Raw genomic sequence first — 26062 nt, forward strand, 5'->3', positions numbered from 1 at the left:
GGAACATTGCAATGGACTATGCACACGCAACTACCGTCGTCGAGTTGTTCGAACACCAGGCAGAACTGCAGGCGCAGAAGACGGCCATTTACCATGGGACGGACAGTGTCACCTACCAGGCGCTCAACGAGCGTGCCAATCGTCTTGCTAGGCACCTGATCGACATCGGCGTCACCCCCGGGGCGCTGGTGGCGATCTGTGCCGTACAGTCGATTGACCGCCCCTTGTTCATGCTCGCGGTCATGAAGGCCGGTGCGGCCTATGTCCCGCTTGACCCGGATTATCCCGAGGCACGTCTGGAGCTGATCCTGGAAGACACCCGTGCGCGGTTTTTGATCGCTTCTGAACAGGTGCTCGAAAAGTTTTCCAGTTACCAGGGGCGGCGGGTGGTGCCGGCCGAGGAAGAACAGGCGCGCGTGATTGCCGATCACCCGGCTGACAATCTGCCGGTTAAAGTCGCCCCACACGACCTCATCTATGTCATCTACACCTCCGGCAGTACCGGAAAGCCCAAGGGCGTCGCGGTCCAGCACGGTGCCGTCCACAGTTTTGCCGTCAACTACCCCGGCGTCACGGGCGTGTCTGCGAAGAACAAGGTCATCCAGCTGCTTTCCTATACCTTCGACGCCTCCTTCATGGACCTGTGGGTTCCGTTGCTGGTGGGGGCCAGCTTGTACCTGTACCCCGACAACAAGGTGCTGGGCGCGCCGCTGCTCGATTTCATCAGGGCCAACCACATCGACGTCATCACCATGATCACCCCGACGATCCTGGCGTCGCTGCCTACCGAGGAGCCGATCGGCGAGCTGCGCAGTATCGGCGTGGGCGGGGAGGCCTGCGCCGAGCACGTGTTCCTGTACTGGGCGGAAAAGGTGAAGCTGTACAACGCCTACGGGCCCACCGAAAGCACCATCGCGGTCACCTGTCATCCTTACCAGCCGGGGCAGAGTGTCAGGACCATCGGCAAGCCACTGGCCGGCGTGGGATTCCATGTGCTCGACGCCACGCTACAGCCATTACCGGTGGGAGAGCCCGGGGAGCTGTTCATCAGCGGCGACCAGCTGGCCAAGGAATACCTTGGCAAACCGGAGCAGACCCGCGAAAGGTTCGTGCTCATCGACGCGGACGTCGGGGCGCCGAGCCTGCGCGCCTATCGGACCGGGGACATCGTGCGGCGGCTGGCGGACGGCAACCTCGAGTTCATCGGCAGGAACGATACGCAACTCAAGGTGCGCGGGTTCCGCATCGAGGCGGCGGAGATCGAGGGGGCAATCAACGTCCTCGAGGATGTCAAGGAAGCCGCAGTGGTGGCGGTGAACGCCGAGCACGGGCAACCCATCCTGGCGGCCTTCGTGACCCTGGGCGGCGCCACGCGGGAAACTGCGCTACAGGTGAAAGCCCGTATCCGCAAGGCACTGCACAAGACCTTGCCCACCTACATGGTGCCGGACAAGATCGTGATCCTCGACAGCCTGCCGCTGACTTTCAGCGGCAAGGTGGACAGAAAGGCGCTGCAGGCAATGCCCACCGACGAAGCATTGTCGCTGGACGGCTTTGACGAACAGGACATCGAAGGGATTCTGCTCGCCATCTGGCGCCACGTACTGCAAGTACAGGACATCGATCCTGCGGACAACTTCTTCGAACTGGGTGGCCATTCACTGGGCGTGGTCCGGGTGCTCACCGCCTTGCCTGCGCAGATCAGGAAGCACCTGACGCTGATAGACCTCTACCTGTACCCGACGCTGGAGGGCCTCGCCGCGCAGGTCAGGGCACGATACGACCAGGTGCCCCTGACCTTCGAGGAAAAGCAGCGGATCTCGACCCAGGTCCTGCTGGGCGACATTTCGTTGCAGGCGGATCATGACTATCCGACGCAGATCGACCCCGAGGTATTGGCCAACCCGCGCAAGGTGTTGCTCACCGGTGCCACCGGGTTCGTCGGCGCGCACCTGCTGCTGGAGCTGCTGAACACGACCACCGCCGAGGTCTATTGCCTGGTGCGGGCCGAAAGCGCGACCCATGCCATCAGCCGGATCAAGTTCACCCTCGAGAAATACAAGCAGGCCTGGCCAGAGGAGCAGGCTGCCCGCATCAAGCCCGTGGTCGGCGATTTCACGCTGGCGCGCATGGGCTTGCCCGAGGCGGCCTACCGCGACCTTGCGAGTGAGGTCGAGGTGGTCTACCACACCGGGGGTAACGTCAACTACATCAAGCCGTACCCCATCATGAAGGCCGTCAACGTCGACGGCATCCAGCAGATCATCGAGTTCGCCACCCGCTTCAAGCTCAAGTACCTGGTGGCATGCTCCACCGTGGCGGTATTCAGCTGGGGTTACCTGCTCACCGGCAAGACCTGGATGTACGAGGACGAAGACATTCACCAAAACCTGCCGGTCGTCTGCCGTGACACCAACTACGTCAGAAGCAAATGGGTCATGGAGCGTGTGCTGGAGCAGGCCAGGCAGAAGGGGCTGCCGGTGATCGGCATCCGCCTGGGCTTCGTGATGTGCAACGGTGAGACCGGCGCCACCGAAATGAACCAGTGGTGGGGCAGTTTCGTGAGGTGCTGCCTGTCACTGGGTACCTACCCGATGATCATGGGGCTCAAGGACCAGCTGGTCACCGTGGACTTCGTGGCCAAGGCCATCGTCCATATCGCCAGGAACAAGGATGCCGTCGGCCAGTACTTCCACATGGTGCCCGACCCGGTGAACGACCTTTCCGTCTCGGACTTCTTCGTGCGCCTGAACGAGATCTTCGACCTTGACCTGAAGCCGGCGCACTTCCACGACTGGCTCGCGCTCTGGCGCAACAATGAGAACAGCCCGCTCTACAGCCTGCTGAGCCTGTTCACGGAGGAGGTGGTCCCGGGCAAGTCCTTGGTCGAAGTCTATGAGATGACCTACTACTTCGAGCGGCGCAACACCGACCGCTTCCTGGCGGGCAGCGGCATTAAGACACCGCCGCTGGACAAGGCGCTGCTGTCCAGGTACCTGGACTTCATGGGCGTCACGCTGCACAGGGAAAAGTGAAGGCCGGGCCAGGCTGCTGCCGGCCTGGCCCTTTCACCTGCCCGATGAGTCGGTATCGCGGCAGGGCGATCAATAGATGGCCACCGGGTTGATATTGACCTGGGTCGAGCCCTTGTACAGCGGCTGACCCAGCACGAACAGGAATTCGAAGGCCTTGTCGCGCACCAGGGCGCGGGTGTCGATCAGTTCCAGGTTGTAGATGCCGCGCTTGGCCAGCATGAACTGGTTGACCGGGAACTCCTCACCGGTGGGGTTCGGATAGACCTCCGAAGCCCAGGTGTCGCCACCGAAGGCAACGATGCCCTGGTCGGCCAGCCACTCGGCCGCCGGCAGGTCGATGCCCGGCTCGGTGGCGAGGAACTGCGCGTTGTCCTTGCCGATCAGCTCCAGCCAGCCGGTGTTGAACAGCACCACGTCGCCCTTGCGCAGGGTGATGCCTTGCCGTTTCAGCACCGCCTTGATGTCGTTGACGCTGAACGACGTACCGCCCGGCACGATGGTCTTGCCGTAGTAGGCGGTCATGTCCAGCACCACGCCGCGGGTGACCATCGGCGGCACTTTCTCCACGCCGAGCTTGGTCACGCCTTCGACGGTGACGAAGTCGGCGGCCTTGTTGCCGTTGTAGTAGACGTTGTCGATGCCAATATGGCCGATGCCGTTGAGCTGGGTGCCGACGCCGGTCCAGCCGTTGACCAGCTCGTCGTTGAAGCTGAACTTGTTCTTGCCCAACGTCTGGCCGGCCTGTTCGCCGGGCTGGATGTTGTAGAGGTGGAAGCTGCGGTGGCGGAAGGCGGGCAGGTCCTTGCTGACGGGGACGGCCAGGGGGTAGGTCTTGCCGGTCTTGACCAGGGTGATGGCTTGCTTGACCACCTCGGGGGTGAGGAGGTTGGCGGCGCCGATTTCGTCGTTGGGGCCGTAGGGGGAGGATTGCCAGTCGGCGGCCAAGGTGGATTGGGCGGTGGTGGCCAGGGCTAGGCTGAGTAGTAGGGGTTTGAAATGGCGCAATTCTTAGGCTCCTGAACGGCAGTTGATATCAGGGGCGGATTTTGGGTGGAGGCCGGTGCGGGAAAAAGTGGTGGGTGGGACAAGGAGTTTTGCGTGTGGGGCAAGGAAGTGGACATCTCTGATGTTCATGCAGGGGAAGCTGTTGGGACTACAACCAGTGGGCGCTTCCCTGATTTAAGTCAGGCAGGGGGCTAGGCTGACGATGCGGTGTGCCTGGTGCATCTTGTCATTTGCAATGGCTTAGGGCAGGGTCGATGCCATGGACCTCTCTGCCAAAGGAACCGCACCATGTCGAAGATCTATCCCGGTATCGATCCCGAAGGGCTGGTCGAGTACTCGGTGGTCTACACGGACCGCTCGCTCAACCACATGTCCCAGTCGTTCCAAGGGGTGATGAAGAACATTTCAACCACCCTGAAACAGGTCTACAACGCCCAGGCGGTTGCGGTGGTTCCGGGCAGCGGCACATTCGGCATGGAAGCGGTGGCACGGCAGTTTGCCACCGGCCAGCAATGCCTGGTGATACGCAACGGCTGGTTCAGTTATCGCTGGAGCCAGATCCTTGAAATGGGCAACATCCCGGCGGCCACAACGGTGCTGAAAGCCCGGCCGGTCGAAGCGGGGCGCCAGGCTGCCTACGCCCCGGCCCCTCTGGACGAAGTGTTGGCGGCCATTGCGTCGCAGAAGCCGCAGATTGTCTTCGCCCCCCACGTTGAAACGTCATCAGGGATCATCCTGCCCGATGAGTACCTGCGGGCCGTGGGCGACGCCGTGCATGCGGTGGGTGGCCTGTTCGTGCTGGACTGCATCGCCTCCGGCGCGATCTGGGTTGATATGCACAAATGCGCGGTCGACCTGCTGATCAGCGCACCGCAGAAAGGCTGGAGCGCCTCACCTTGCTGCGCCCTGGTGATGCTCAGCGCTTTGGCCCTGGAGCGCATCGAATCGACGCAAAGCACCAGCTTCGCCTGCGACTTGAAGAAGTGGCTTCAGATCATGCAGGCCTATGAGCAGGGCGGCCACGCCTACCATGCGACCATGCCCAGCGATGCCCTCGCGCGGTTCAACGAAGTGATGAAAGAGACGCAAGCCTACGGTTTCGACAAGGTCTGCGATGAACAACAGGCCCTGGGTGATCGGGTGCGCGCAATGATGACCCGCAAAGGGATCAAGAGCGTGGCCGCAGTGGGCTTTCAGGCCCCTGGCGTGGTGGTGAGCTACACCGATGATGCCGATATCAAGACTGGTAAGAAGTTTGTCAGCCACGGCCTGCAGATTGCCGCCGGCGTGCCGTTGCAATGCGACGAGCCGGCTGACTTCCAGACCTTCCGCATCGGCCTGTTCGGGCTGGAAAAGCTGCACAATATCGAGCGCACGGTCAGCACACTTGAGCAGGCGCTGGACGAGGTGATGGTTAACTAGGCGCTCGGTGGGAGAACTTGCAATGACAACAGACGATGCGAGGTCCCGATTCGAAGTAAAGCTTCTTCGTCCGTTAAAGCCCGGTGATGACAGGTCGTGGGCGTTTGCAGTTCTTCCAAGGGACGCGAGTGAACGGCTACCGAGGCGGGGAAGGACATCCGTTGACGGCACGATCAATGGGCATCCTTTCCGGGCAACCCTTGAGCCAGATGGTCAGCTGAGCCATTGGCTGAAGGTCGGTAGCGAGTTACTCGACGCGGCAGGTGTGGCCGTCGGCGATATCGTTACTCTCGAATTAGTCCCTGTGAAGAAGGAGCCCGAGCCTGACATCCCAGCGGATTTCGAGGAAGCCCTGGCAACCATGCCTGAGGCTAGAAAGGTTTGGAACAGTACGACGACCCTCGCGCGGGTGGACTGGATCCACTGGATTACCTCAGCGAAGCAGCTCAAGACGCGTGAAAAGCGAATAGGTGATGCCTGCGAGATGCTTGCGACCGGCAAGAAGGCGGTTTGCTGCTTCGACTCGTCCGGCTACTACAGCAAAGCATTTCGGGCGCCCGAGGCAGAAGATTGATCCGTGGTGCAGCCCGGGAGCTTCCAGCCCTATGTTGACGACAAGAGAACACTTTTTATGTGCTCTGAATCGGATTTTCCCTCTTCTCTGTAGTCCATTTCCGAAACATACTCCCAGCGCCTTACAGCCCATTGCAGCACTCCTATCAGCCATCTAGTCTCGCCAAGTCGCTACCAAACCCGCGACACGGCTTTGACAGGCCGTTGCTGATAGAAGGACTGCACGTTGTCGCTTATGGCGGCTGTACGTGGGGCACCTCGTGTGCGCCGGGTTCCTTCATCCTCGGTCTGTCAACCCACGTACCGCTGCCACCATTCTGTTTGACAGCAGGATCTTGGCGGTTCAATCCCGATGAAGGAGTGTAACCATGCTAAAGATCGTTCCTGACCCACCGCTACACGACAAATACACCACCCACACCCTCGAGGACCTCCTGGTCCAGATCTCCGAATACCTCGTCTGCGCCCTGACCGTCAGCCAGCAAACCGTCCTGCTCCACGCCAAACCGCCAGGCCAGGTCCTGACCCTCGCCGCCATGCACGAAATCGACAGCGCCCGCACCCTGGTGGAAGTGGCGCTGAGTCGTGTGCAATCCCGGCACTGACCTGGCGAGCCTGAGCTCGCACTTGATGTTCACCGATCAGGCCTCGCGCCGTTCGCGGGGCCGCAGGAGGAATGGTATGGATAAGGAATTGCAAATCTCGCGCATCAAGAAGCTCGCCACCACCGGCGTCGGGCATTTCGGCGAGGCTGGAGAGGAGGGCGGTCAAGACCCGCTGTTCCGTGTTGTGGCGGGCCATTCGATGGACCATGCGGTTGAGCAGGCGACCGTGCTGATGTGTGCGGTGCACAAGATCAGTGATCTGGCCATGGCGGAGACGGATCATTTGCCGACTTTACTGACGGCGGTGCATTACCTCAGTGGCATGGCCAAGGCGCTGGCCCAGGATTTGAATCATGGGTTGATGGTGGGTCGGAGGGCTGAGTAGGAATGCGATGGTCGCTCTGGCTGGCGTCAGTCTGTTAGACCCCGGGGCCGCGTTGCGGCCCATCGCCGGCAAGCCGGCTCCCACCGACCGCGCCGCTCTCAAGCAGGCATGCGCCGCTCACGGTGTGAATGCAAATAGCTTTTTCCCCAGGCAGAGTGAAGCACCGGACACCGCTGAGTTCGTGATGGCTTTATGATTTCGCTCCGGTTACGCTCATTCTCGGCAGAGAAGAGGTGCAATGATCCAGTGCCATTTGGGCTTTGCACGGCAAATCGTTGTAGGGCGTTGCGATACCTACCTCGTGCTTCTTCAGTCTAAGCATTCGACTCAAAACGAGGAAGGAACCCATGTCGTTTAGCGACTATCTGAAAGGCCCGGCTCACCGACAGCGTGCTGAAGCTCTAGAAGCACAGCTTGCGGAGCTTCTGGTAAAGCATTCGCAGTTGCAAGAGCTCGTTACGAAAATTGGCGCCATGGATGTAGTGGATATCCAGAGGCTGATTGAACAAGAGCAAGCGAGGCTGGCAGGTGTACGCGAGGAAATCCAGCGTTCAGAGAGGGAGTTGGCTTCACTTGCACAGCGGTCCACTGATCTGCAGGGGCAGATACTCGTATGGGAAGAGACGTTGCTCCTCGAAAGCTTTGCTCTCTACGAGCCTAAGTTCAAGCTGACAACCAGCCAGGAGTACAAGGCTCGGTTGGATCATATTCGTGATCGTCAAAAAGTCCAGATCAAGAACGGGCAGGCAGCCACCGGCAACATGAACTGGACGGTGAACAACAGCCAAACCCAAGGTCGTAAGCTCGTAAACGACATGATCAAATTGGTGATTCGTTCATTCAACAACGAAGCCGATGCCTGCGTGTCAAACGTTAAATTTGACAATGTCGAGCTAGGTGAAAAGCGAATTCTCAAATCGTTTGAAGCTTGCAATCGACTAGGCAAGATCATGAGCGTAGAGATATCTGGAATCTATCTCGATCTCAAGCTCGATGAACTGCACCTTGCTCATGAATTCCAGATCAAGAAACAAGAGGAAAAGGAGGAGGCCAAACGCGCTCGTGAAGAGCTTCGAGAGCAGCAGAAGCTCGAGCAGGAAATTCGCGCGGCCCGAGAGAAAATTGCCAAGGAGCGGAAACACTTCACGACCGCAATGCGTGACCTTCAGGTTCGCCTTGAGCAGGTGCAATCTGATGAGGAGCGCTCAGCGCTGCTGGTGAAGTTGGCCGAGGTTGAGGCAGGTCGAGCCGAGCTTGAAAGCGAAGAAAAGCTCATTGATTACCGTGAGCAGAATGCCAAAGCTGGGTATGTGTATGTGATCTCCAACCTGGGGGCATTCGGGGAAGGGATTTACAAGATCGGCATGACTCGCCGCCTGGAGCCTATGGATCGAGTTGATGAGCTGGGTGACGCGTCAGTACCGTTCTGGTTCGACGTGCATGCAATGGTTTTCTCGAACAACGCACCAGCATTGGAAGCGAAACTCCACGAGCATTTCGCATCTGGCCGGCTTAACAAAGTCAACGGGCGGAAAGAGTTCTTCCGAGCTGAGATTGCAGAGATCGAGAGGATCATCCGGGAAAATTACGATGCGGTTGTCGAGGTAACCCATGAAGCGCCGGCGGAGCAGTATCGTGAAAGCCTTCGCATGGCCTTGCCCAAGCCGGCAATCCAGCAATCAGAGCGCATAGCTGCGCGAAGCTAATTTGTGACCTGGGAAGATGTGCAGCACTCAGGCAGCTGTCAGATCGATGTGTTCATCAACAGGGCTCGACTGGTGCAGAAGGTACGCACGAAGGGACGCTGCGCAGTTGTCGAGATGGCGCCGGCAGCTCGAGCGTGATCGCAGGCATAAACCACAGGTGATCGACTCAGGAGGTCACCTCCCATAATACTCAATTTAACATAATATACATTATGCGTAGGTTCGTATTGAGCGTCATGCCCAGAGGGAGGCCAGATTTCAGCCTCCATCAAAGCCCCGTCGCCAACCCAGATCACTGGAACGTCAATTCCTTCGGCACCCCATACCGTCCGCCGTCATAATCCAGGCTGAACGTCTTCGTCGTCGACTTGGCCTCGAACTCCTCACAGTCATCCTCGCCCTTGAGAACGGCCTGCCTCCCAGTTGAAACCTCAGTAACCCGCAATCGGGCAAATCCATTATTGCCAGGTTTGCCAATCGCCAGCGTCCGCTTTGTCTCGCCGAACTCACCGACGCAGAAACCATCCCATTCGCCAGTGCTCTCGCTTACAACAAAATGCCCCATGATCTGGCGCAACGATGAACCGTCGCTCGCATAGAGATTCAGGGTTTCACTGCTGAACGGATTGACCCGTGATGAGCCTGTATGACTGATGCGCACGCCAAATGCCCGCAGCCCGGGTGCAACCTGATAGCGTGCCGTGTCCAGGCTCAGGCCTGAAAACCGCACCGCGTCGGACGCGATCGCGGTGTTTTGGTAGCTGTGAGCAATGAACTTACCGCTGGCGGCATCGGCTACCAGAACTTCCAGCCCGTAATCGCCATGCCCGTTTTCATCGACGTTCACCATAAAAGGCAAGGCTGCAAGTACCTGGCTGGCATTCGCAGGATTGGCCTTGCAAACCGCAAACTCGCTGGCGAGCGTCAAGGTTGGATGCAGGTCCTGGGCCCAGGCTTGCAGGTGCTCCGTGCAGTCGCCCCAGGCGATCATGGGGAAAAACAACAGTGGTACTACGGTGAATCCACGCATGGTGGTGTCTCATTCCTTTGGGTTTTGCCAGGGCATGTGAGTCGATGGCTACCTGCAATCGCCCTGCCCGTTTTTTGATAAACCTGTATTTTAACTCAACTAAATGCTCATTTAGTTGAGTTAAAATACTTATCAAGTGCCCCGGCGTATTCAAGCCCGCTGACACAGCAAAGAACTTCCTTGCAGATATCCTCAAGCAAACTGAATGAGCGCCCCATATCGGTCAAGGGTATCGGGAACACACCATCGTGAAGAAGCTTGGATCTATATCCGAAAAAGCGCCCTATTTCCAGCGTTTCCTTTACGTGCTTGGGGGCTTTGGACATATGCTCCCCTAGTTGGTCGCTGATCGGACGTATATCGGACGTTCCGCTCATTGGCCAAATTTCCAATATCGTCCAAAGGTACAGGAATTTCTCCTCCCCTGGTGGACTTGATATCGCTTTAGAGTAGTACTTTGCCATCAAGTCAACTTTAGATGAGCCGTCACCGTTTTCATTTTGCTTGGCGTTTATCACCAGCCAGCGCTCTCGGCATTTGGAGTCTATTAGAGTGGCCTCGACATGCTTGACCCAGCTCTCGTGGATCGAGCGCTCCTTGGAAACCAACCATCCTCTGTAAATACAATTCGAAAATATGGATGGATCGGCTATCAAGGAAAGATTCAAAACAGCACGATCAATCGCAGCTTCGCAAAACGCTCTTGCTTGTGATGGATGTTCCGCTTTCGTTCTGGCTGTAAGTGAAAAATAACTACCCTCTGGTAGTAAAAGCTGCTCAGTAGGAAAGACCAGGTCTTGACTGGGCGTAGCGACTATAGAGGTTTGCAATGCAACCGAAAACTGTTTGGGCCCTCGAAAGAATATCAACTTTACTGGGTCTACTATTATTTTTTCCTGTGTAGGGTAAACGGTAGCGCATTGATAAATTGCGATGAACTCGAAAAAACCACTCATAACTATTGCCTTGGCTCGCCGCTGCTTGCGTGTCTGAAATATGACTGGCACCGCCAGTGATTCAAAAGCTAACCTTCTAACGCAGAACTGTATGGATTACACTTTTGACCAGTTTATCGCAGTTCGCCATCATTTTGGCATCATCAAGATGCAGAAATGATTTTTCATAGAGGAAATAGAGGCTAGTAGAAACTATGCTCACCAGACCCACCCCACGGAGCCTGTTCGAAATGGACATTCGCCAGAAAACCATCGGGTTCGGTCTGGTCAGCATCCTCGCCGCGCTGTTGCTCGGCGGCAGCGGCCTGCTCGCCGAGCATGACCAGAACCAGGCACTCAAGCGCAGCGAGGACAGCATGGCCGCCCTGCGCAACCACATGGAAGGCGACATGATGCACGACGCGCTGCGCGCCGACGTGCTCGCCGCCCTGCTGGTCAAGCCGGGCGATGTTGATACCGCCAACCAGGTGCTGGCCGACCTCGACGAGCACGCCAAGTGGTTCCGCAGTGTTGTGCAGAGCAATCTCGAGCTGTCCCTGGACGCCGATCTGCACCAGGCCATCAGCGACCTCGGCCCCCTGCTGGACCACTACATCGCCAGCGCCACCTCGATCATCCAGCTGGCGTTGAAATCGCCCGAACAGGCACAGGCGCAGTTGCCGGCCTTCGTCGCGGCGTTCAAGGAGCTGGAGCAGCGTAACAGCACCCTCAGCGACCTGATCGCCGGCAACGCCGACAAGAGCCGCGAGCAGAGCACCGCCACCCTGCACCAGGGCGTCGCCGTGCTGGTCGGCGGGATGGTCCTGGCCACACTGGTCCTGGCGCTGTGCACCGTCCTGCTGCTGCGCTCGATCCTGCGCCCCTTGAGCCAGACCATGGCGGTGGCCGAACGCATCGCCCAGGGCGACCTGACCACCGAGATCCAGGTCCATGACCGCGACGAGACCGGCCGTCTGCTGCGCTCGCTGGCCGACATGCGCGACAGCCTGGGCAACATGATCAAGGCGATCCACCAGGAGAACCTGCTGCTGCGCGAGGTGGCCGACGAACTGGGGCTGGCCTCAAGCAGCCTGGTGGAGCGCACCAGCCAGCAGTCCGACAGCGCCGTGAGCATGGCTTCGGCCACCGAGCAGATGATCGCCAACCTAGCGCAGATTGCCGAACATGCCCGGGATGCGCAGTCCATTTCCGGGCAGTCCGAACGCCTGGCCAGCGACGGCGGCGAGGTCATCCTCAGCGTGGTCGGCGGCATGCAGGGGATCGACGAGGCGGTCAACCGCTCCTCCGAGACCATCACCGTGCTGGGGCAGAGTTCCGAGGAGATCTACTCGATCATCCAGGTGATCAACACCATCGCCGAGCAGACCAACCTGCTGGCCCTAAACGCGGCCATCGAGGCGGCCCGCGCCGGCGACGCCGGTCGCGGCTTCGCCGTGGTGGCCGACGAGGTGCGTGGCCTGGCCGGGCGCACGGCGCAGTCGACCCGGGAAATCGCCGACATGATCGAGCGCATCCGCCACAGCACCGGCAATGCCGTGGACAGCATGCAGACTGGCGTCACCCGGGTGCGCGCCGGGGTGGAGCTGGCCACCCAGGCCGGCGCGTCGATCCAGCAGATTCGTGAAGGTGCGCGGCGCGCCGCCTCGGTGGTTGAGGAGATCTCGCAGACCATCGGCGAGCAGACCAAGGCCAGCCAGGAGGTGGCGCAGCAGGTCGAGCTGATTGCCCGCATGTCCAGGGACAGTACCGACACCACGCGGCAGCTGGCCTCGGCGGCGCAGCGGTTGGGGGAGATTGCCCAGGGTATGCAAGCGAGTGTGTCGCGGTTTCGGGTGTGAGGGGGCTGCGGGGTGCCCGACAAGAGAGTTGCAGCGCTCTTGAGATCGAGCGCCACCCGCGCGACGCATCGCGACACAAGGCCGCTCCTACATCTGTTTCGGGCCAGTCAATCCTGTGCCATTACCGGGTCCGTCTTGTTGGTATGACGCGGTTTCAGCGTGGGCACCACTGGCGCCTCACCTGTCTCAAGGCAAGCGCCAAGGCGGGCAACCATAGCCTGACAGGTTCGGCACGTTGCAAAAAATGTAGGAGCGGGCTTGTCCCGCGATGCGCCGCGCGGGCGGCGCTCGATCTTGTAGGCGCTGCAAGACTATCGCCAAGCACTTGGTGACCACACGCCTGGCACCGGCTATGCCGGTGATCGCGGGCCAAGCCCGCTCCCACGCTGATGATGCTTGTCAACTTCGAACCCTGTACGAGCGGTTATGCGTCACCGTGCGGCGCTGGTAATGGTGTGTCCGTGCCGAGGCTATCAACCCAGGCCTGAACGGCCTGATGATCAATCACACAGTCAGTATCAACATCCGCCAGTGCTTCCAATGTTAACCGCATGTGTTCTTTTTCATTGGCCAAGATTGAGCAGGCTTTGATACGAGTCACCATGATCGGATCTCCTCAGTAGTCGGGCTGAAACTGACCGCCCGCTCATGAACACCTTCACCAGTGCTCCATTTTGCAAGGCCGTTCAGCAGTTTGATGCAAAAGTAGCAAATGGTCATCCAGCGTCCATGGGCTGCAGAGCCTGGCACCGGCTGCGTGGTGATCGCGGTGCAAGTCGCACCGCCCCTCCCACGTAGCCAGCGCTGGTCTGGCTAGAAATCCACCGAGGTAGAGAACAACAACGACCGCGGCGTCCCCAGCCCGCCGGACAGGCCACTGCCATCACCGCCGTTCCACGAACCGATCCAGTAAGCCTTGTTGGCCACGTTCTGCACGGTGGCGCGGAAAGTCACCGGTTTGTCCGAAATCTTCAGGCTGTAGCGGGCGCCCAGGTCGAAGATCGTGTAGGACGGCAGCGACAGGTTGTTGGCATCGGTGGCGTAGCGCCGGCCGGCATAGTTGGCGTTACCGGTCAGAGTCAGGCCGGGAAGCGCGCGCAGGTCGTACTCGACGCCGAGCTTGGCCAACACCTTGGGCACGCCGGTGGCCTGGTTGCCTTCGTTCTCCTTGCGTATCGATTTCGTCAGCTCGGCCTTGGTGTAGGACGCACCGCCCAGCAGGCGCAGGCCCGGCTCGAGCTCGCCGAAGAACGACCATTCCAGGCCACGGTTGCGCTGCTCGCCGTACACGCCGTAGATCTGCGTGGCCGGGTCGGTATAGGCGCTTGGCTTCTTCACCTGGTAGACACTGACCGTGTGGGCGAAGGTGCCCAGGTCGAGCTTGGCGCCCAGTTCGTACTGCTTGGTCTGGTACGGCGCCATGATCGCACCCGCGTTTCGCGCGTTGTCCGGCGCGATGCCGCCCTGGCTCAGGCCTTCGATGTAGTTGCCGTACAGCGACAGCTCGTCGGTGACCTTGACCAGCAGGGCCGTGGCCGGCGATACACGGCTTTCATCGTAGGCCTTGGAGGTGCGCTGGTGGTTGCCGTCGTAGTTCGACGCTCGCACGTTCTGGTGACGTGCGCCCACGGTCCACTGCACCTTGTCATCGAGGAACGACATCGTGTCGAGCAAGGCTTCGCTGCTCAGCCGGGCGCGCATGCGCGAGGTGACGTTGCCGTACTCGCCGATCTCCGGGCGCGGGCCGTAGTCCAGGTTGTAGTAGTTGGTGAGGATGCGCGTCGGCAGGCGCTTGTCCTTGAAGCTGTTCTCGGAGTCGTAGCGGGTGGCCGCCAGCGACCAGGCGTGGTCCACGGGGCCGGTGGCGAAACGCCCGCGCAGGCCGACTTCGCCAGACTTCTGCTCGCCATCACGGGCCGAGCGGATCGGCGTAGCGGCGATGTCGCCGGCATCATTGAGCAGCATGCCACTGGTCATCAGCGCGTTGTAGCCCCCTTCCCTATGGCCCCAGCCGGCAAAGGCGGTAAGCGAGTCGTTGAGGTCGTACTCGCCGCGCAGCACCACGGTGTCGGTGTCGTTGACGGTGTAGCCCCACTCCGGAGCCAGCGAGTGATCGCCCTTCTTGGCCTTGGGCAGGTGGGTCACCCCGGGGCTGATCGAAGAGATACCGAAATAGTTGACCCCGTCCATGCGCTCGCGCTGGTGGTAGTAGTCCAGCGACGCCCTCGCCCGCTCGCCGCGCCAGTCCAGGGCCAGCGACGACAACTGCATGCGGTGCTGCTGGTCGTCCACCGGGGTGTCGCCGTCGCGGTAGACGCCGTTGAAGCGCACGCCGAACTGCTTCTGGTCGCCGAAGCGGCGGCCGATATCGGCATGCATGCCGGCCAGACCGTCGGACTCGTAGGAGGCGGTCAGCCGGGCCAGGGGCTCGTCGCCGGCTCGCTTGGGCACGATATTGATGCTGCCGCCGACGCTGCCGTCGGGCGGCATGCCGTTGAGCAGCGCCGACGGGCCCTTGAGCACCTCGATGCGCTCGGCCAGCTCGGTGGAGCCGCGCATGTTCGGCGCCATGCTCGGCAGGCCGTTGAAGGTAATGTCGTTGCCGGTGCTGTAGAGGCCACGAATAAAGAAGGTTTCGAAGATGCCGCGCTTGCTCGGCACGTAGACCGACGGATCGGTGGCGCCGATCACCGAGCCGATGTCCTGGGCCTGGCGGTTCTCGATGTATTCCTTGGTGTAGCTGATGGCGTTGAACGGCGTTTCGCTGAAGTCCTTGTTGCCCATCAGGCCGAGCCGGCTGCCTGAGCCGACCTGGCCACCGGCATATTCCGGCGGCGGAGCGCCGAGGGCGTCGCGGGTGTCCTGTACCAGTGTTTCCGGCAGGGTCAGGCCCTCTTCCTTCACATCGGGGGTCTGTTGCTGCGCCGAGGAGGTGGGGCGTGGCGGTTGCGCGAAGGCATTGCCGGCAAGGGTGGCCATGCCCAGCAGCAGGGTTATGTGCAAGGCCCTGCGGGGCAGGTTTGGGGCCTTGGGGTATTGCAGTGGCGACATGAGGGGTTCCTTTGGGACGGAATGGTAATGTTTCTCATTAGTCATTCCGTACGAGGCGGTGAATCCCTCAACAGAAATTACAGTCATTTGGCCACTATCCGTGTAGGAGCGGCCTTGTGCCGCGAAAGGGCTGCGCAGCGGCCCCAGGATTTCAGCGTTGACGCAAAGATCGCCGGGGCCGCTTTGCGGCCCTTTCGCGGCACAAGGCCGCTCCTACAGGGAGTGTGTCAAATGGCAGGATCAGCCCTGATACCCCTTCACCACTTCGTCCGCTACCCGCTCCAGGCAGGTCACGCTGGCCGTGCACAGGTACCAGGTCTGCGGGTCGACGAACACCACATGGCCGTTTTTCCACGCCTTGGTCTGGCGCAGTAGCGGGTTGTCCAGGGTCTCGCGGTCCAGCGCGGCCCGGCGCTCCATCACCGCCGTACGGTCGATCACGTAGAGGATGTCCGGGTCGGCCTGGTGAATGAACTCGTTGGAGATCGGCTGCCCGTGCAGGCCGGCCTGCATGTCGTCGCTGGCCGGCTTGACCCCGAGGGTGTCGAAGATGAAGCCGTAGCGCGAGCGCACGCCGTAGGCGGTGAACGCGCCGTTGTTGTGCAGCACCACCAGCGCCTTTTCCGGGCGCCCGTCGGTCACCTGGCGTACCTGGGCCACCTTGGCGTCGATGCGCGCGGCGGTTTCCCGGGCCCGTTCTTCCTTGCCGAGGATCCGCCCGACGGTCAGCAAGTGCTGCTTGGCGGTCTCGATGACGTTGCCCTGGCGGTTGTCCATATCGATGTCGTAGTGCACCGTCGGGGCGATCTGGCTCAGTTCCTGGTAGCTCTGCGCCTGCAACGGCGAAATCAGGATCAGGTCGGGCTTGAGCGCATGCAGGCGTTCGAGGTTGGGCTGGATGGTGGTGCCGACATCGGCCACCTGCGGGTCGTCGCGGTACTTGACCAGGAAGCCCGCCACATAGTCCTTGGCGATGCCGACCACCGGCGCGCCGAGTTGGTCGAGGGTGTCCAGCTCGCTCATGTCGAAGGCCACCACGCGCTGCGGCTGGTGTTCGACCAGCGTGGTGCCCAGGGCGTGCTCGACCTTCACCGGGGCGTAGTCGGCGCTGGCGGCGCGCGCCTGTGCCGGCGGGGCCTGGTCGCAGCCGGGCAACGCAGCCGCCACGGCGGCGGCCAGCAGTATCTTGCAGATTCCGTTCATACCAGCTCTCTCGATAGTGATGGGTTGAAGTAGTTGCAGACGAAACCGTGCGCGCTGGGCAGGATCTCGAAGGCCAGGCCGAACAGCGCGCGCAGGTTGGCCTGGGTGACCACCTCGGCGACCGTCCCGTGGCTGTGCACGGCGCCGCCCTTCATGGCGACGATGTGGTCGGAATAGTTGGCGGCGAAGTTGATGTCGTGCACCACCAGGATCACCGTGCGCCCCTGCTCGTCGCAGAGCCTGCGGATCGCCTGCATGATCTGCACCGCGTGCTTCATGTCGAGGTTGTTCAGCGGCTCGTCGAGCAGCAGCAGGTCGGTGCGCTGGGCGATGGTCATGGCCAGGAACGCCATCTGCCGCTGGCCGCCGCTGAGCTCGTCGAGGTAAGCCCCGCGCAGGGGTTGCAGCCCCAGGAAATCCAGCGACTCGTCGATCACCTGCTGGTCGTCGGCGGTCAGCAGGCCGCGGCTGTACGGGAAGCGGCCAAAGGCGACCAACTCCTCGACGGTCAGGCGCAGGTTGAAGTCCAGCACCTGGCGCAGGGTGGCCACGCGGCGGGCGTAGTCGGCGATGGCGATGCGGCCGATGTCCTGGCCGTCGAGCAGGATCCGCCCGCGATTGGCCGGCAGCAGCCGGGCGATGCACATCAGCAGGGTGCTCTTGCCGGCGCCGTTGGGGCCGATCAGCGAAGTGACCTGGCCTGCGGGAAACGCCAGGCTCACATCGTCGAGCACGGTCTTCTCGCCGTAGGCCTTGTGCAGGTGTTCGAGGGTGATCATGGGGTGCCTCGGGTGCGGACCATCAGCGCGAGGAAGTACGCGCCGCACACCAGGTTGACGAGGATGCTCACGCTGGTCCGGTAGTTGAACAGGTGCTCGACCAGCATCTGGGCGAGCAGGAACATGCCGATGGCCACTGCGCAGGCCAGTGGCAGGGTCACCTGGTGCCGGGCGCTGCGCGCCAGGGCGTAGGCGATGTTGGCGACGAATACGCCCATGAACGCGGTCGGCCCCACCAGGCTGGTGGACACCGCCACCAGCACGGCGATCAGCGCCATCTGCAGGCGCAGGCAGCGGCCATGGTCCAGGCCCAGGGCGATGGCCTGGTCGCGCCCCAGCGCCAGCACGTCGAGCACCCGCGTGCCGCGCGCCACCAGCAGCGCCACCGCCGCCACCAGCAGGCCCGAGTACAGCACCTGGGCCGGCTGGGCGCGGTTGAAGCTGGTGTAGCCCAGGCTCTGCAGGATGGAGAACTCTCCCGGGCTGGTCTTGAGCTGGATGAACTGGGTGAAGGTGCCCAGCACCATGGTCAGCACCAGGCCCAGCAGCAACAGGCGGTAGACATCACCCCGCCCCTCGCGCAGCAGCCAGCGTTGCAGCAGCCACGAGTAACCGAGCATCAGCGCGATCGACAGCAGCGCGTTGCCCTGGGCGCCCAGCAGCGCCACGCTGGCGGTGCCCAGCCACAGCACCAGCAGGGCCTGGAACAACAGGTAGATGCCTTCGTAGCCCATGATCGCCGGGGTCAGCACGCGGTTGCCGGCCAGGGTCTGGAAGATCACCGAGGACAAGGCGATGCACACCCCGGCCACGACGATCGCGCCCAGGCGCACCAGGCGCTTGGGGATCACGTAGCTGAAGTCCATGCCCGAGCCCAGCAACAGGAACGCCAGCGTCAGGGCCGGCAACAACAACCAGGCGGCGCGGCGCATCATTTGCACTTCCACAGGATCAGCAACAGGAACAGCACGCCACCGACACTGCCGGCGGTCAGGCCAATGGGTACTTCGTAGGGGTGGATCAGCAGCCGGCCGAGGATGTCGCAGGCCAGCAGCAGCGCCGCGCCGCACATGGCGACGATGGGCAGGGTGCGCTTGAGGTTCTCGCCGTAGCGCAGCGCCACCAGGTTAGGCACCACCAGGCCGACGAAGGGAATCGCGCCCACGGTGATCACCGTGGCCGACACGGTCACCGCCACCAGCACCAGGCCGAGGATGGCGGTGGCCGCGTAGTTGAGCCCGAGGCTGGTGGCCATGCCCTCGCCCATGCCGAGCACGGTGAAGCGCTGGGCGTACAGGTAGGTGAGCACGACAATCGGCAGGATCAGGTAGATGATCTCGTAGTTGCCCTCGATCACCCGCGAGAAGTCGCCCAGCAGCCAGCCCTGCATGCTCTGCAGGATGTTGTGGCGATAGGCGTAGAACTCGGCGATGGCGCTTAGCAGGCTGCCGTACATCAGGCCGATCACCGGCACCAGCACCAGGTTGGTGAAGCGGATGCGGCGGATGATCGCCACATACACCAGGCTCGCCAGCAGGCAGAACACCAGGGCGAACAGCATGCGCCCGCTGGCCCCGGCCCCGGGCAGCACGGTCAGGGCCACCAGGATGCCCAGTTTGGCCGCGTCGAGTCCGCCGCAGGTGGCCGGCTCGACGAAGCGGTTGCGCACGATCTGCTGCAGGATCACCCCGCAGATCGACAGGCCGACACCGGTCAGCACCAGCGCCGCCAGGCGTGGCAAGCGGCTGGCGGTGAGGGTCAGCCAGGCATCGTCGCTGGCCGACCACAAGGCCGACCAGGACATCTGGCTGGCCCCGACCATCAATGAAACGCCACACAGCAGCAACAACAGCGTTGGCAGCAGCACCCGACTCAAGCGGTCACTCCATCACCCGCCGCCTCGCCGATACGCCAGCCCTTGGCGGCCCGGCGCTGCTCAAGGAAGTGCGCGTACAGCCCACCTTCGGCAGCCAGCTGGGCATGGGCACCCTGCTCGCGGATGCGCCCTTGGTCCAGCACCACGATCTGGTCGGCCATGGCCACCGTCGACAGCTGGTGGGCGATGACGATCAGCGTGCGCTTGCCGCGCAGCCGTGCCAGTGCCTCGGCGATGGCCGCCTGGTTCTCGGCGTCCAGCGCCGCGGTGGCCTCGTCGATCAGCAGGATCGGCGCATCCTTGATCAGTGCCCGGGCAATCGAGATGCGCTGGCGTTCGCCGCCGGACAGCCGCGCACCGCCCTCGCCCACTGGCGTGTGCAAGCCTTCGGGCAGGCGCTCGAGGATCTCCTGCACCCCGGCCAGCCGCGCTGCCTCCAGTACCTCGGCCTCGCTGGCGTCGGGTTTGCCGAGGCGGATGTTGTCGGCGATGCTGCCCTGGAACAGGTAGGCGTCCTGGAAGATCTGGCTGATCTGCCCGGCCAGCTGTTCGGCGGACATCTGCCGCACATCCACCCCGCCGACCTTGACCCGGCCCTGGGTGACATCGAAGAACCGGGCGATCAGGCGCACCAGGGTGGTCTTGCCCGACCCCGACGCGCCGACCAGTGCGGTCATGCTGCCGGGCGCGATGTCCAGGCTGACTTCGCGCAGCACCTCGGGTTGGTCATCGCCGTAGCGGAAACCGACCTGTTCCAGTTGCACCGAACCGTCGGCCGGCGCCTGCGGTGCGGCGGGCTCAGGCAGCGGCTCGACGGCCAGCAGCTCGGCCACCGCCTGCAACTGGCCACGGGTGCCACGCAGTACCTCGCTGTAGCCGGCCACGTCCAGCAGCGGATCGATGAAGCGGGTCGCCAGCACCAGCGCGACCAGGGTAGCGATCACCGTCGCGCTGTCGAAGGCAGCGCCGGCCTGCTCGCCGAGCCACAGCGTGGCGACCACCAGCAAGGCGGCGAAGCTGGCCTGCACCGCCCAGACATTGAGCACCGACGACAGCGCCGAGAGCTGGATCAGCTTGCGCGCGGCCTGCTGTTGCTGGGCCACGGCCTGCTCCAGGAAGCGCGTGCCGCCCTGCTCGCCATTGAAGGCGCGCAGCACCGACTGCGCCTGGGCGAACTCGACCATGCGCTGGCTGGTCTGCGCGGTGTCGCGCTGGTAGCGCTGGTCGGCACGCTGGCCCAGGCGCATGGTCGCCAGCATCACCAGGGCCAGCAGCGGCAGGCTGACCAGGGCCACCAGGCCCAGGCGCAGGTCGACCAGCAACAGCGCGACGAGGATCACCAGCGGCGTCACCACCCCGGTGAACAGCGGCGTGAACACGTGGGCTGGCAGCTGGGCAATCTCCATCATGCCCTGGGTGGTGACATGGCTAAGGCGCGCGGTATTGGCGGCGCTGAACCAACCCACCGGCAGCGTGCCGACATGCTCGCCCAGGCGCTGGCGGCCGCCGCGCAGCACCGCGATGCCCACGGCGATGCCGGCCTTCTCCACCCGCCGGCGCAGGTACCAGCACACCACCACGCCCAGGGCCAGCAGCGCCAGCCATTGGCCGGCGGCTTCCAGCTGGTTGCCCAGCAGGTGACGCAGGATCGGCACCAGGGTGACGATGGTCAGCCCGCACAGCACGCCATACACCAGTGCCAGGCGCAGGTAGCGGCGCAGGAACACGGCGTCGGCGCCGAGCAGTCGAACGAAAATCCCCAGCATGATCAGTGCTCCTCCACCTGCGCGGTCACCCGCGCCTTCGCATAACCCCCGGCGGCCCACAAGCGGGCGTACAGACCACGCCGGGCCAGCAGTTCGTCGTGATTGCCGCGCTCGGCGACCGTGCCTTGGTCCAGCACCAGGATCTGGTCGGCGTGCATCACCGTGTCCAGGCGGTGGGCGATCACCAGCAGCGTGCGCCCCTGGGCGAAGCGCGACAGCGCCTGTTGCAGCTTGACTTCGTTCTCGGCGTCGGCCGCCGCGGTGGCTTCGTCGAGCACCAGCACCGGCGGGTCGAGCAGCACGGCACGGGCGATGCTCAGCCGTTGCAGCTCGCCGCCGGAGAACTGCACGTCCTCGCCGATCACCGCGTCGTAGCCGCGTGGCTGGGCGAGGATGCGCTCGTGGATGTTGGCGATCCGCGCCGCCGCCTCGATCTGCTCCTGGCTCGCCGAAGGCCGGCCCAGGGCGATGTTCTCGCGCACGCTGGCATGGATCAGGCGCACGTCCTGCAGGACGAAGCCGATACGCCGGTACAGCTGGGCGCTGTCGATCTGGCGCAAGTCGACGCCGCCCAGGGTGATGCGCCCGGCGCTGGGGTCGAAGAAGCGCAGCAGCAGGCGCGCCAGGGTCGACTTGCCGGCCCCCGAGGCACCGACCACCGCCGTCACCGTGCCGGGCTCGAGGGTGAACGACACCTCGCTCAGCACCGGATTGCGCGGGTCATAGTGATAGCCCAGGCCCTGCACTTCGATCCGAGCATTGGCCGGCAGCTTGTCGGCGCCCTGGCCGTCGGTCTCCAGCACCGGTGTGCGCAGCAACGCCTGCACGCGCTGGGCGGCGCCGGTGGCGTTGTTCAGGTCGTGGGTGATGTAGGCCAGCAACAGCAACGGTGCGCAGATGCCCGGCGCCACCAGGGCGAACGGCAGCACCTGAACCGGGGTGATCCAACCCAGGCCGACGAACAGGGTGCCGAACGCCAGCACCACGCCGAGCACCGACACCGGGGCGATCATTGCGTTGGCGTTGGCCATGGCGCTGACCAGCGGCCGGGTGAAGTCAGTGAAGGCCGCGGCGAAGGCGTCCACCGCCTCGCGGTAGCTGCCATGGGCCTTGCGCTGGCCACCGAAGGCCTTGACCACCGGGATACCGTTGACGAACTCGACCACCGCCTGGTTGATCCGCCCCATGCCGGCGCCGAAGGCCTGCATGTTGCGGGCGCTGGCCTGGTGGGCGCGGGCGAAGAACAGGAAGAACAGCGGGAACGGCAGCATCGACACGATCGCCATGCGCCAGTCCATGGCGAACAGGTAGACGATCGAGGCCAGCACCGCCCCGGCGCTGCGTCCGAGAGTGGTATAGAAGTGCGCGGTGAGGCTGTGCAGGATGCCGATGTCGTCCTGCATGGCCTGCTTGACCTCGCCCGAGGCGCGGCTGGTGAACCAGCCCAGCGGCACCCGCGCCAGGCGGCGGATGATCGCCAGGCGCAGCGTGCCGGTGATGTGGTTGTCGGCCAGGTGCGCCACCAGGTCGCCCAGCGAGATCAGCGCCATGCCGGCAAACAGGCAACCCAGCCCCACGGCGATGACCGGCCAGGCCTGGTCGAGGCCCTGCCCGCCGGCGAAGGCCAGCCGGGCGACTTCGGCGATCGCCGCCAGGGGCGCCAGGGTCAGCATGGCGCCCAGGGCGGCAAGCAGCCCGGCGACGATCAATCGGCCGCGTATCGGCGCAAGCACTGCGGCGACCGGCCCACGGGCGGACGATTCCGCCACCCCTTGTTCAACACTCATGAATGCTCCTTTTCAGCACGAGGGGCGGGCCGGGCCGTCCCAGGGGCGCCCTGCCCGCGTGTCCTTCTCAACCTGTATTCCGCACGAGGCGGTCAAACCCGCAAGAAAATCTGCGCACGCTCAGGCGCCGCCCAGCCGATAGCGCCTGCAGGTGCGCAGGCCAGCGGCGATGTACTTTTCCACCGAGGACACCGAGACCCGCAGCTCGTCAGCGATGGCGCGATGGGCCATGCCGTCGAGGCGGCACAGCAACAGGGCCTGGCGCGCCTTGGGCGAGTGCCGCTGCAGGGCGCTGTCGATTGCCCCCAGGGCCTCGACCACCAACGCCCGCGCCTCCTCCGACGGCACCCGTGGCTCGGGCAGCAGGCCATGGTCTTCGAGGTAGCGGTTTTCGCGCTGGCGACGGCGGTACAGGTCAATGACCTTGCCGTTGGCGATCTGCGTGAGGTGGCAGCGCGACTGCTCGGCGCTGGGCACCTGGCCCTTGTTCATCAGGTGCAGGTAGATGTCGTGGGCCAGGTCCGCCGCGTCCACCGAGTTGCCGAGCTTGCGCCGCAGCAGGTCGCACAGCCAGCCGTGATGATCCTGATACAGCTGGTGCAGCTGCTGACGAAGCGCGAACGTTCCGTTGTCCACGGTACCTCTCCCTGAGCGTGGTGCATTCCAGACGGCTTGCTTTGACGTGCGCCAATCTAGATGATAATTATTTGCATCTTTCACACCATAACGAATCCCCGGGATTCACGCAATGCACCCCGGTGGTGCAACCCCTCTGCGCGGCCACTCACCGCGATCCATGGATGGCAGTGAGGCCGACGCGGGCCTTGAACGATCGAACAGCAGGAAGCTAGCTATGTTGGAACGCAACACCACCCCACCCTCGCCCCAGGTCCTTGACGAACACGAGGAACTCGCCTGGTTCGCCCAGCAGCAGCAACCCGAGCGGTTGCACCGGCAACTGGGTGCCTGGCGCCTTGGCCCCCGGGCCGACCTGTCGCTGCTGGCCCTGGCCGTGCAGGCGGTGGTCGAAGCCACGCCGGGCCTGAACAGCCGCTACCACTTCAGCGACGACGGCGACCTGTACAAGACCCAGGAACCCGGCTGGTACCCGTGCCTGCGCATCGAGCGGAGCGCGGCCGAGGGCATGGACGCCCTGCTGCGGGCGCGCCAGGTGGCGCCCTGGGATTCCACCAGGCAGCCGCCGTTCGAGGCCCTGCTGCTGGCCGGCGAACAGCAGGCCGCGCTCGGCCTGCTCTGCCATGCGGTGCTGCGCCAGTCGCCACAAGCCTTGCTCGAACGCATCCGCGCCGAATACGACGCCCAGGCCGGCGACCAGCCACTGCTGCTCGAACCGCTGTCGCAGGCGCCCTCGACGGACATCGCGCAACGCATCCTCGACGCGTTCCGCCAGGCACTGGCGGAGCCTGGCATGACCCTGCACGACGACTTCTTCGACATGGGCGGCCACTCGCTGCTGGCCACGCGGATCATCGGTCGCCTGCAGGGCGAGCACGGTATCGAACTGCGCTTCAGCGACTTTTTCGCCTCGCCCAGCGCGTCGGCGCTGGCCACCCGCGCCAAGCTGAGCCAAGGGCAAGCCAACCAGGCCAGCGATCAGGCCGGGGATATCCAGCAGGCGCCAATGGCCCTGGCCCAGGCATCGTTGTGGCGCGCCTGCGCGGCCTTCGACTACGGTACCATTTTCAACTTGCCCTTTGCCCTGGACTTCCACGACCCGGTGGACGAAGTGCTGCTGCAACAGGCCTTCACTGACCTGCTGGAGCGCCACGCCAGCCTGCGCACCACCTACCATGGCGAAGGCGACAGCGCCTGCCAGCGCATCGTGCCGCTGGCCGAACTGGGCCGCTACAAGTGGTTCTGGAGCAGCGCCGAGAGCACCGGGGCAAGCCTTGCCAGCGAGGCGGCGCACCGCTTCGACCTGGCCCGCGAGCTGCCGCTGAGGCTGCGCCTGCTGCGTGACCCGCACAGCGGCCACCAGGTGCTGTCGTTCCTGGTCCATCACATGGCCATCGACGAGTGGTCGCTGAACGTGATCATGGCCGAACTGGCCGAGGCCTACCTGGCCCGTGCCCAGGACCGGGCGCCGCAATGGCCGGCGGCGGCGCGCACCTTCCACGAATTCGCCCTCGCCCAGAGTGTCCAGGGCCCGAACCCGCGCCACCTGGCGTACTGGACCGAGCTGCTGCGCGACGCCACCCGTGGCCTTGCCCTGCCCGCCTGCGCCGACGCCCCGAGCGTTCCCGCCGAACAAGCCACCACACGCGCACGCTGGTTGGAACTGCGCCCCGAACCCGGCGTGCTGGAGCAACTCGGCGCCAGTGCCCGGCAGCACCAATCATCGCTGTTCAGCGTGATCTACACCGCCATCGCCCTGTCGCTGCACAAGCTCGGCAACCTCTCGGACCTGGTGATCGGCACCTCGGCCTCGGGGCGTACGGATCCGGCGTTCTTCGACACCGTCGGCTACTTCACCACCATGGTCGCCCACCGTGTGCAGTTCGCCCCCGAGCAGTCGCTGGGTGAGCTGCTGGGCGATGTGACGCGGATGATCAACGACTCGATGGCCTATGCCGACGTGCCCATGGAGACCATCCAGCAGGCACTGGGCATGACGCCCGCCGAGGGCCTGATGTTCGATGTGTACGTGCAGATCCACGCCAACAACGCCCTCAATGGCGCCCTGCGCACGCCCGAGGGCCAGGCGATCCGCTACAAGCAGATCGACCCGGACAAGAGCGAGTCGATGTTCGGCCTGCAGTTCGAGATCATGGAGGATGTGTTCGACGGCCAGCGCTCGCTGCGGCTGGTGGTTACCTACCGCAGTGATCGCTACAGCGCCGCCCAGGTCGAGCGCCTGTGCGCGATGATTTCGGCGGCGTTTGGGGTATTTGCCGAGGTGGATGCTGGCCGGCGGGCGCTGGGCGACGTGGTGTTGTAGCACCCCGGGGGCGCTTTGCGCCCCTTTCGCGGCGCAAGGCCGCTCCTACAGAGAGAGGTATGCGTTCCCCTGTAGGAGCGGCCTTG

19 protein-coding genes and 2 pseudogenes are annotated in these 26062 nt (G+C 63.3%); 9 read left to right on the forward strand and 12 right to left on the reverse strand.

The genetic code is table 11. The annotated features are described in order from the left end of the window. Window positions 1–11 precede the first annotated feature (11 nt). Complete coding sequence (locus PRtIB026_RS16275) at window positions 12–3035, forward strand: amino acid adenylation domain-containing protein (RefSeq protein WP_267812508.1); 3024 nt, start codon at window positions 12–14, stop codon at window positions 3033–3035. A 69-nt stretch (window positions 3036–3104) separates the two neighbouring features. Here PRtIB026_RS16275 and PRtIB026_RS16280 read toward each other — a convergent pair whose 3' ends face one another. Then, window positions 3105–4040 (reverse strand): cyclase family protein, encoded by a 936-nt coding sequence (locus PRtIB026_RS16280; RefSeq protein ID WP_203646469.1) that lies wholly within the window; start codon window positions 4038–4040, stop codon window positions 3105–3107. Between the two features lie 288 nt (window positions 4041–4328). Here PRtIB026_RS16280 and PRtIB026_RS16285 point away from each other — a divergent pair, with 288 nt between their 5' ends. The 5 genes from PRtIB026_RS16285 (at window position 4329) to PRtIB026_RS16305 (ending at window position 8731) form a co-directional block, all read left to right on the forward strand. After that, on the forward strand, window positions 4329–5462 hold the full coding sequence (locus PRtIB026_RS16285; protein ID WP_203646468.1) for an aminotransferase class V-fold PLP-dependent enzyme: 1134 nt from the start codon (window positions 4329–4331) through the stop codon (window positions 5460–5462). A gap of 22 nt (window positions 5463–5484) precedes the next feature. Next, entirely contained in the window at window positions 5485–6036 is a 552-nt protein-coding gene (locus PRtIB026_RS16290) for a YdeI/OmpD-associated family protein (protein WP_203646467.1), read from the forward strand. 367 nt (window positions 6037–6403) lie between these two features. Then, complete coding sequence (locus PRtIB026_RS16295) at window positions 6404–6640, forward strand: hypothetical protein (protein WP_028688843.1); 237 nt, start codon at window positions 6404–6406, stop codon at window positions 6638–6640. Between the two features lie 76 nt (window positions 6641–6716). Next, the gene (locus PRtIB026_RS16300) at window positions 6717–7025 is read left to right on the forward strand and encodes a DUF3077 domain-containing protein (RefSeq protein ID WP_203646465.1); all 309 of its coding nucleotides are present in this window, start codon (window positions 6717–6719) and stop codon (window positions 7023–7025) included. A gap of 347 nt (window positions 7026–7372) precedes the next feature. Further along, entirely contained in the window at window positions 7373–8731 is a 1359-nt protein-coding gene (locus tag PRtIB026_RS16305; protein ID WP_203646463.1) for a DUF4041 domain-containing protein, read from the forward strand. 292 nt (window positions 8732–9023) lie between these two features. On the opposite strand, the gene PRtIB026_RS16310 is transcribed toward PRtIB026_RS16305, so the two are convergent. Continuing rightward, entirely contained in the window at window positions 9024–9761 is a 738-nt protein-coding gene (locus PRtIB026_RS16310; RefSeq protein ID WP_203646461.1) for a hypothetical protein, read from the reverse strand. 107 nt (window positions 9762–9868) lie between these two features. Further along, on the reverse strand, window positions 9869–10717 hold the full coding sequence (locus PRtIB026_RS16315; RefSeq protein WP_203646459.1) for a hypothetical protein: 849 nt from the start codon (window positions 10715–10717) through the stop codon (window positions 9869–9871). 875 nt (window positions 10718–11592) lie between these two features. Between PRtIB026_RS16315 and PRtIB026_RS26680 the strand changes: the two are divergent. Both PRtIB026_RS26680 and PRtIB026_RS26685 read left to right on the forward strand, forming a co-directional pair. After that, window positions 11593–11646, forward strand: a pseudogene (locus PRtIB026_RS26680) (hypothetical protein); the annotation flags it as partial. A gap of 204 nt (window positions 11647–11850) precedes the next feature. Next, window positions 11851–12555, forward strand: coding sequence for a methyl-accepting chemotaxis protein (locus tag PRtIB026_RS26685; protein WP_420713667.1), 705 nt, complete (start codon window positions 11851–11853; stop codon window positions 12553–12555). A gap of 424 nt (window positions 12556–12979) precedes the next feature. On the opposite strand, the pseudogene PRtIB026_RS16325 reads toward PRtIB026_RS26685, so the two are convergent. From PRtIB026_RS16325 to PRtIB026_RS16365, 9 genes and pseudogenes are all read right to left on the reverse strand, one after another. Beyond that, window positions 12980–13120 (reverse strand): annotated as a pseudogene (locus PRtIB026_RS16325) (CopG family transcriptional regulator); the annotation flags it as partial. A gap of 248 nt (window positions 13121–13368) precedes the next feature. After that, on the reverse strand, window positions 13369–15606 hold the full coding sequence (locus tag PRtIB026_RS16330) for a TonB-dependent receptor (RefSeq protein ID WP_244670890.1): 2238 nt from the start codon (window positions 15604–15606) through the stop codon (window positions 13369–13371). Between the two features lie 240 nt (window positions 15607–15846). After that, on the reverse strand, window positions 15847–16809 hold the full coding sequence (locus tag PRtIB026_RS16335) for a siderophore ABC transporter substrate-binding protein (protein ID WP_203646456.1): 963 nt from the start codon (window positions 16807–16809) through the stop codon (window positions 15847–15849). Then, window positions 16806–17588 (reverse strand): ABC transporter ATP-binding protein, encoded by a 783-nt coding sequence (locus PRtIB026_RS16340; protein ID WP_203646455.1) that lies wholly within the window; start codon window positions 17586–17588, stop codon window positions 16806–16808. The genes PRtIB026_RS16335 and PRtIB026_RS16340 overlap by 4 nt, the downstream gene beginning before the upstream one ends. Further along, window positions 17585–18520, reverse strand: a complete 936-nt coding sequence (locus PRtIB026_RS16345) for an iron chelate uptake ABC transporter family permease subunit (protein ID WP_203652649.1) — start codon at window positions 18518–18520, stop codon at window positions 17585–17587. Before PRtIB026_RS16345 ends, PRtIB026_RS16340 begins: the two co-directional genes overlap by 4 nt. Continuing rightward, window positions 18520–19410: an ABC transporter permease gene (locus PRtIB026_RS16350; RefSeq protein ID WP_232856261.1), complete on the reverse strand. Its 891-nt coding sequence runs from the start codon at window positions 19408–19410 to the stop codon at window positions 18520–18522. Before PRtIB026_RS16350 ends, PRtIB026_RS16345 begins: the two co-directional genes overlap by 1 nt. 50 nt (window positions 19411–19460) lie before the next feature. Then, window positions 19461–21230, reverse strand: a complete 1770-nt coding sequence (locus PRtIB026_RS16355; protein WP_203646453.1) for an ABC transporter ATP-binding protein — start codon at window positions 21228–21230, stop codon at window positions 19461–19463. 2 nt (window positions 21231–21232) lie between these two features. Then, on the reverse strand, window positions 21233–23017 hold the full coding sequence (locus PRtIB026_RS16360; RefSeq protein WP_203646452.1) for an ABC transporter ATP-binding protein: 1785 nt from the start codon (window positions 23015–23017) through the stop codon (window positions 21233–21235). Window positions 23018–23137: 120 nt separating this feature from the next. Continuing rightward, window positions 23138–23653, reverse strand: a complete 516-nt coding sequence (locus tag PRtIB026_RS16365) for a sigma-70 family RNA polymerase sigma factor (protein ID WP_110737074.1) — start codon at window positions 23651–23653, stop codon at window positions 23138–23140. Window positions 23654–23870: 217 nt separating this feature from the next. Between PRtIB026_RS16365 and PRtIB026_RS16370 the strand changes: the two genes are divergently transcribed. Then, window positions 23871–25976, forward strand: coding sequence for a condensation domain-containing protein (locus tag PRtIB026_RS16370; protein WP_267812516.1), 2106 nt, complete (start codon window positions 23871–23873; stop codon window positions 25974–25976). Window positions 25977–26062 lie beyond the last annotated feature (86 nt).

This window comes from Pseudomonas sp. RtIB026, assembly GCF_016861355.2.
GTDB lineage: Bacteria > Pseudomonadota > Gammaproteobacteria > Pseudomonadales > Pseudomonadaceae > Aquipseudomonas > Aquipseudomonas peradeniyensis.

Excerpts from the sequence above, each read along its gene's own strand:
- PRtIB026_RS16275 (WP_267812508.1), top strand. The coding sequence starts at position 12 with ATGGACTATGCACACGCAACTACCGTCGTCGAGTTGTTCGAACACCAG.
- PRtIB026_RS16285 (WP_203646468.1), top strand. The coding sequence starts at position 4,329 with ATGTCGAAGATCTATCCCGGTATCGATCCCGAAGGGCTGGTCGAGTAC.
- PRtIB026_RS16290 (WP_203646467.1), top strand. The coding sequence starts at position 5,485 with ATGACAACAGACGATGCGAGGTCCCGATTCGAAGTAAAGCTTCTTCGT.
- PRtIB026_RS16295 (WP_028688843.1), top strand. The coding sequence starts at position 6,404 with ATGCTAAAGATCGTTCCTGACCCACCGCTACACGACAAATACACCACC.
- PRtIB026_RS16300 (WP_203646465.1), top strand. The coding sequence starts at position 6,717 with ATGGATAAGGAATTGCAAATCTCGCGCATCAAGAAGCTCGCCACCACC.
- PRtIB026_RS16305 (WP_203646463.1), top strand. The coding sequence starts at position 7,373 with ATGTCGTTTAGCGACTATCTGAAAGGCCCGGCTCACCGACAGCGTGCT.
- PRtIB026_RS16310 (WP_203646461.1), bottom strand. The coding sequence starts at position 9,761 with ATGCGTGGATTCACCGTAGTACCACTGTTGTTTTTCCCCATGATCGCC.
- PRtIB026_RS16315 (WP_203646459.1), bottom strand. The coding sequence starts at position 10,717 with ATGAGTGGTTTTTTCGAGTTCATCGCAATTTATCAATGCGCTACCGTT.
- PRtIB026_RS26685 (WP_420713667.1), top strand. The coding sequence starts at position 11,851 with ATGATCGCCAACCTAGCGCAGATTGCCGAACATGCCCGGGATGCGCAG.
- PRtIB026_RS16330 (WP_244670890.1), bottom strand. The coding sequence starts at position 15,606 with ATGTCGCCACTGCAATACCCCAAGGCCCCAAACCTGCCCCGCAGGGCC.
- PRtIB026_RS16335 (WP_203646456.1), bottom strand. The coding sequence starts at position 16,809 with ATGAACGGAATCTGCAAGATACTGCTGGCCGCCGCCGTGGCGGCTGCG.
- PRtIB026_RS16340 (WP_203646455.1), bottom strand. The coding sequence starts at position 17,588 with ATGATCACCCTCGAACACCTGCACAAGGCCTACGGCGAGAAGACCGTG.
- PRtIB026_RS16345 (WP_203652649.1), bottom strand. The coding sequence starts at position 18,520 with ATGCGCCGCGCCGCCTGGTTGTTGTTGCCGGCCCTGACGCTGGCGTTC.
- PRtIB026_RS16350 (WP_232856261.1), bottom strand. The coding sequence starts at position 19,410 with ATGGTCGGGGCCAGCCAGATGTCCTGGTCGGCCTTGTGGTCGGCCAGC.
- PRtIB026_RS16355 (WP_203646453.1), bottom strand. The coding sequence starts at position 21,230 with ATGCTGGGGATTTTCGTTCGACTGCTCGGCGCCGACGCCGTGTTCCTG.
- PRtIB026_RS16360 (WP_203646452.1), bottom strand. The coding sequence starts at position 23,017 with ATGAGTGTTGAACAAGGGGTGGCGGAATCGTCCGCCCGTGGGCCGGTC.
- PRtIB026_RS16370 (WP_267812516.1), top strand. The coding sequence starts at position 23,871 with ATGTTGGAACGCAACACCACCCCACCCTCGCCCCAGGTCCTTGACGAA.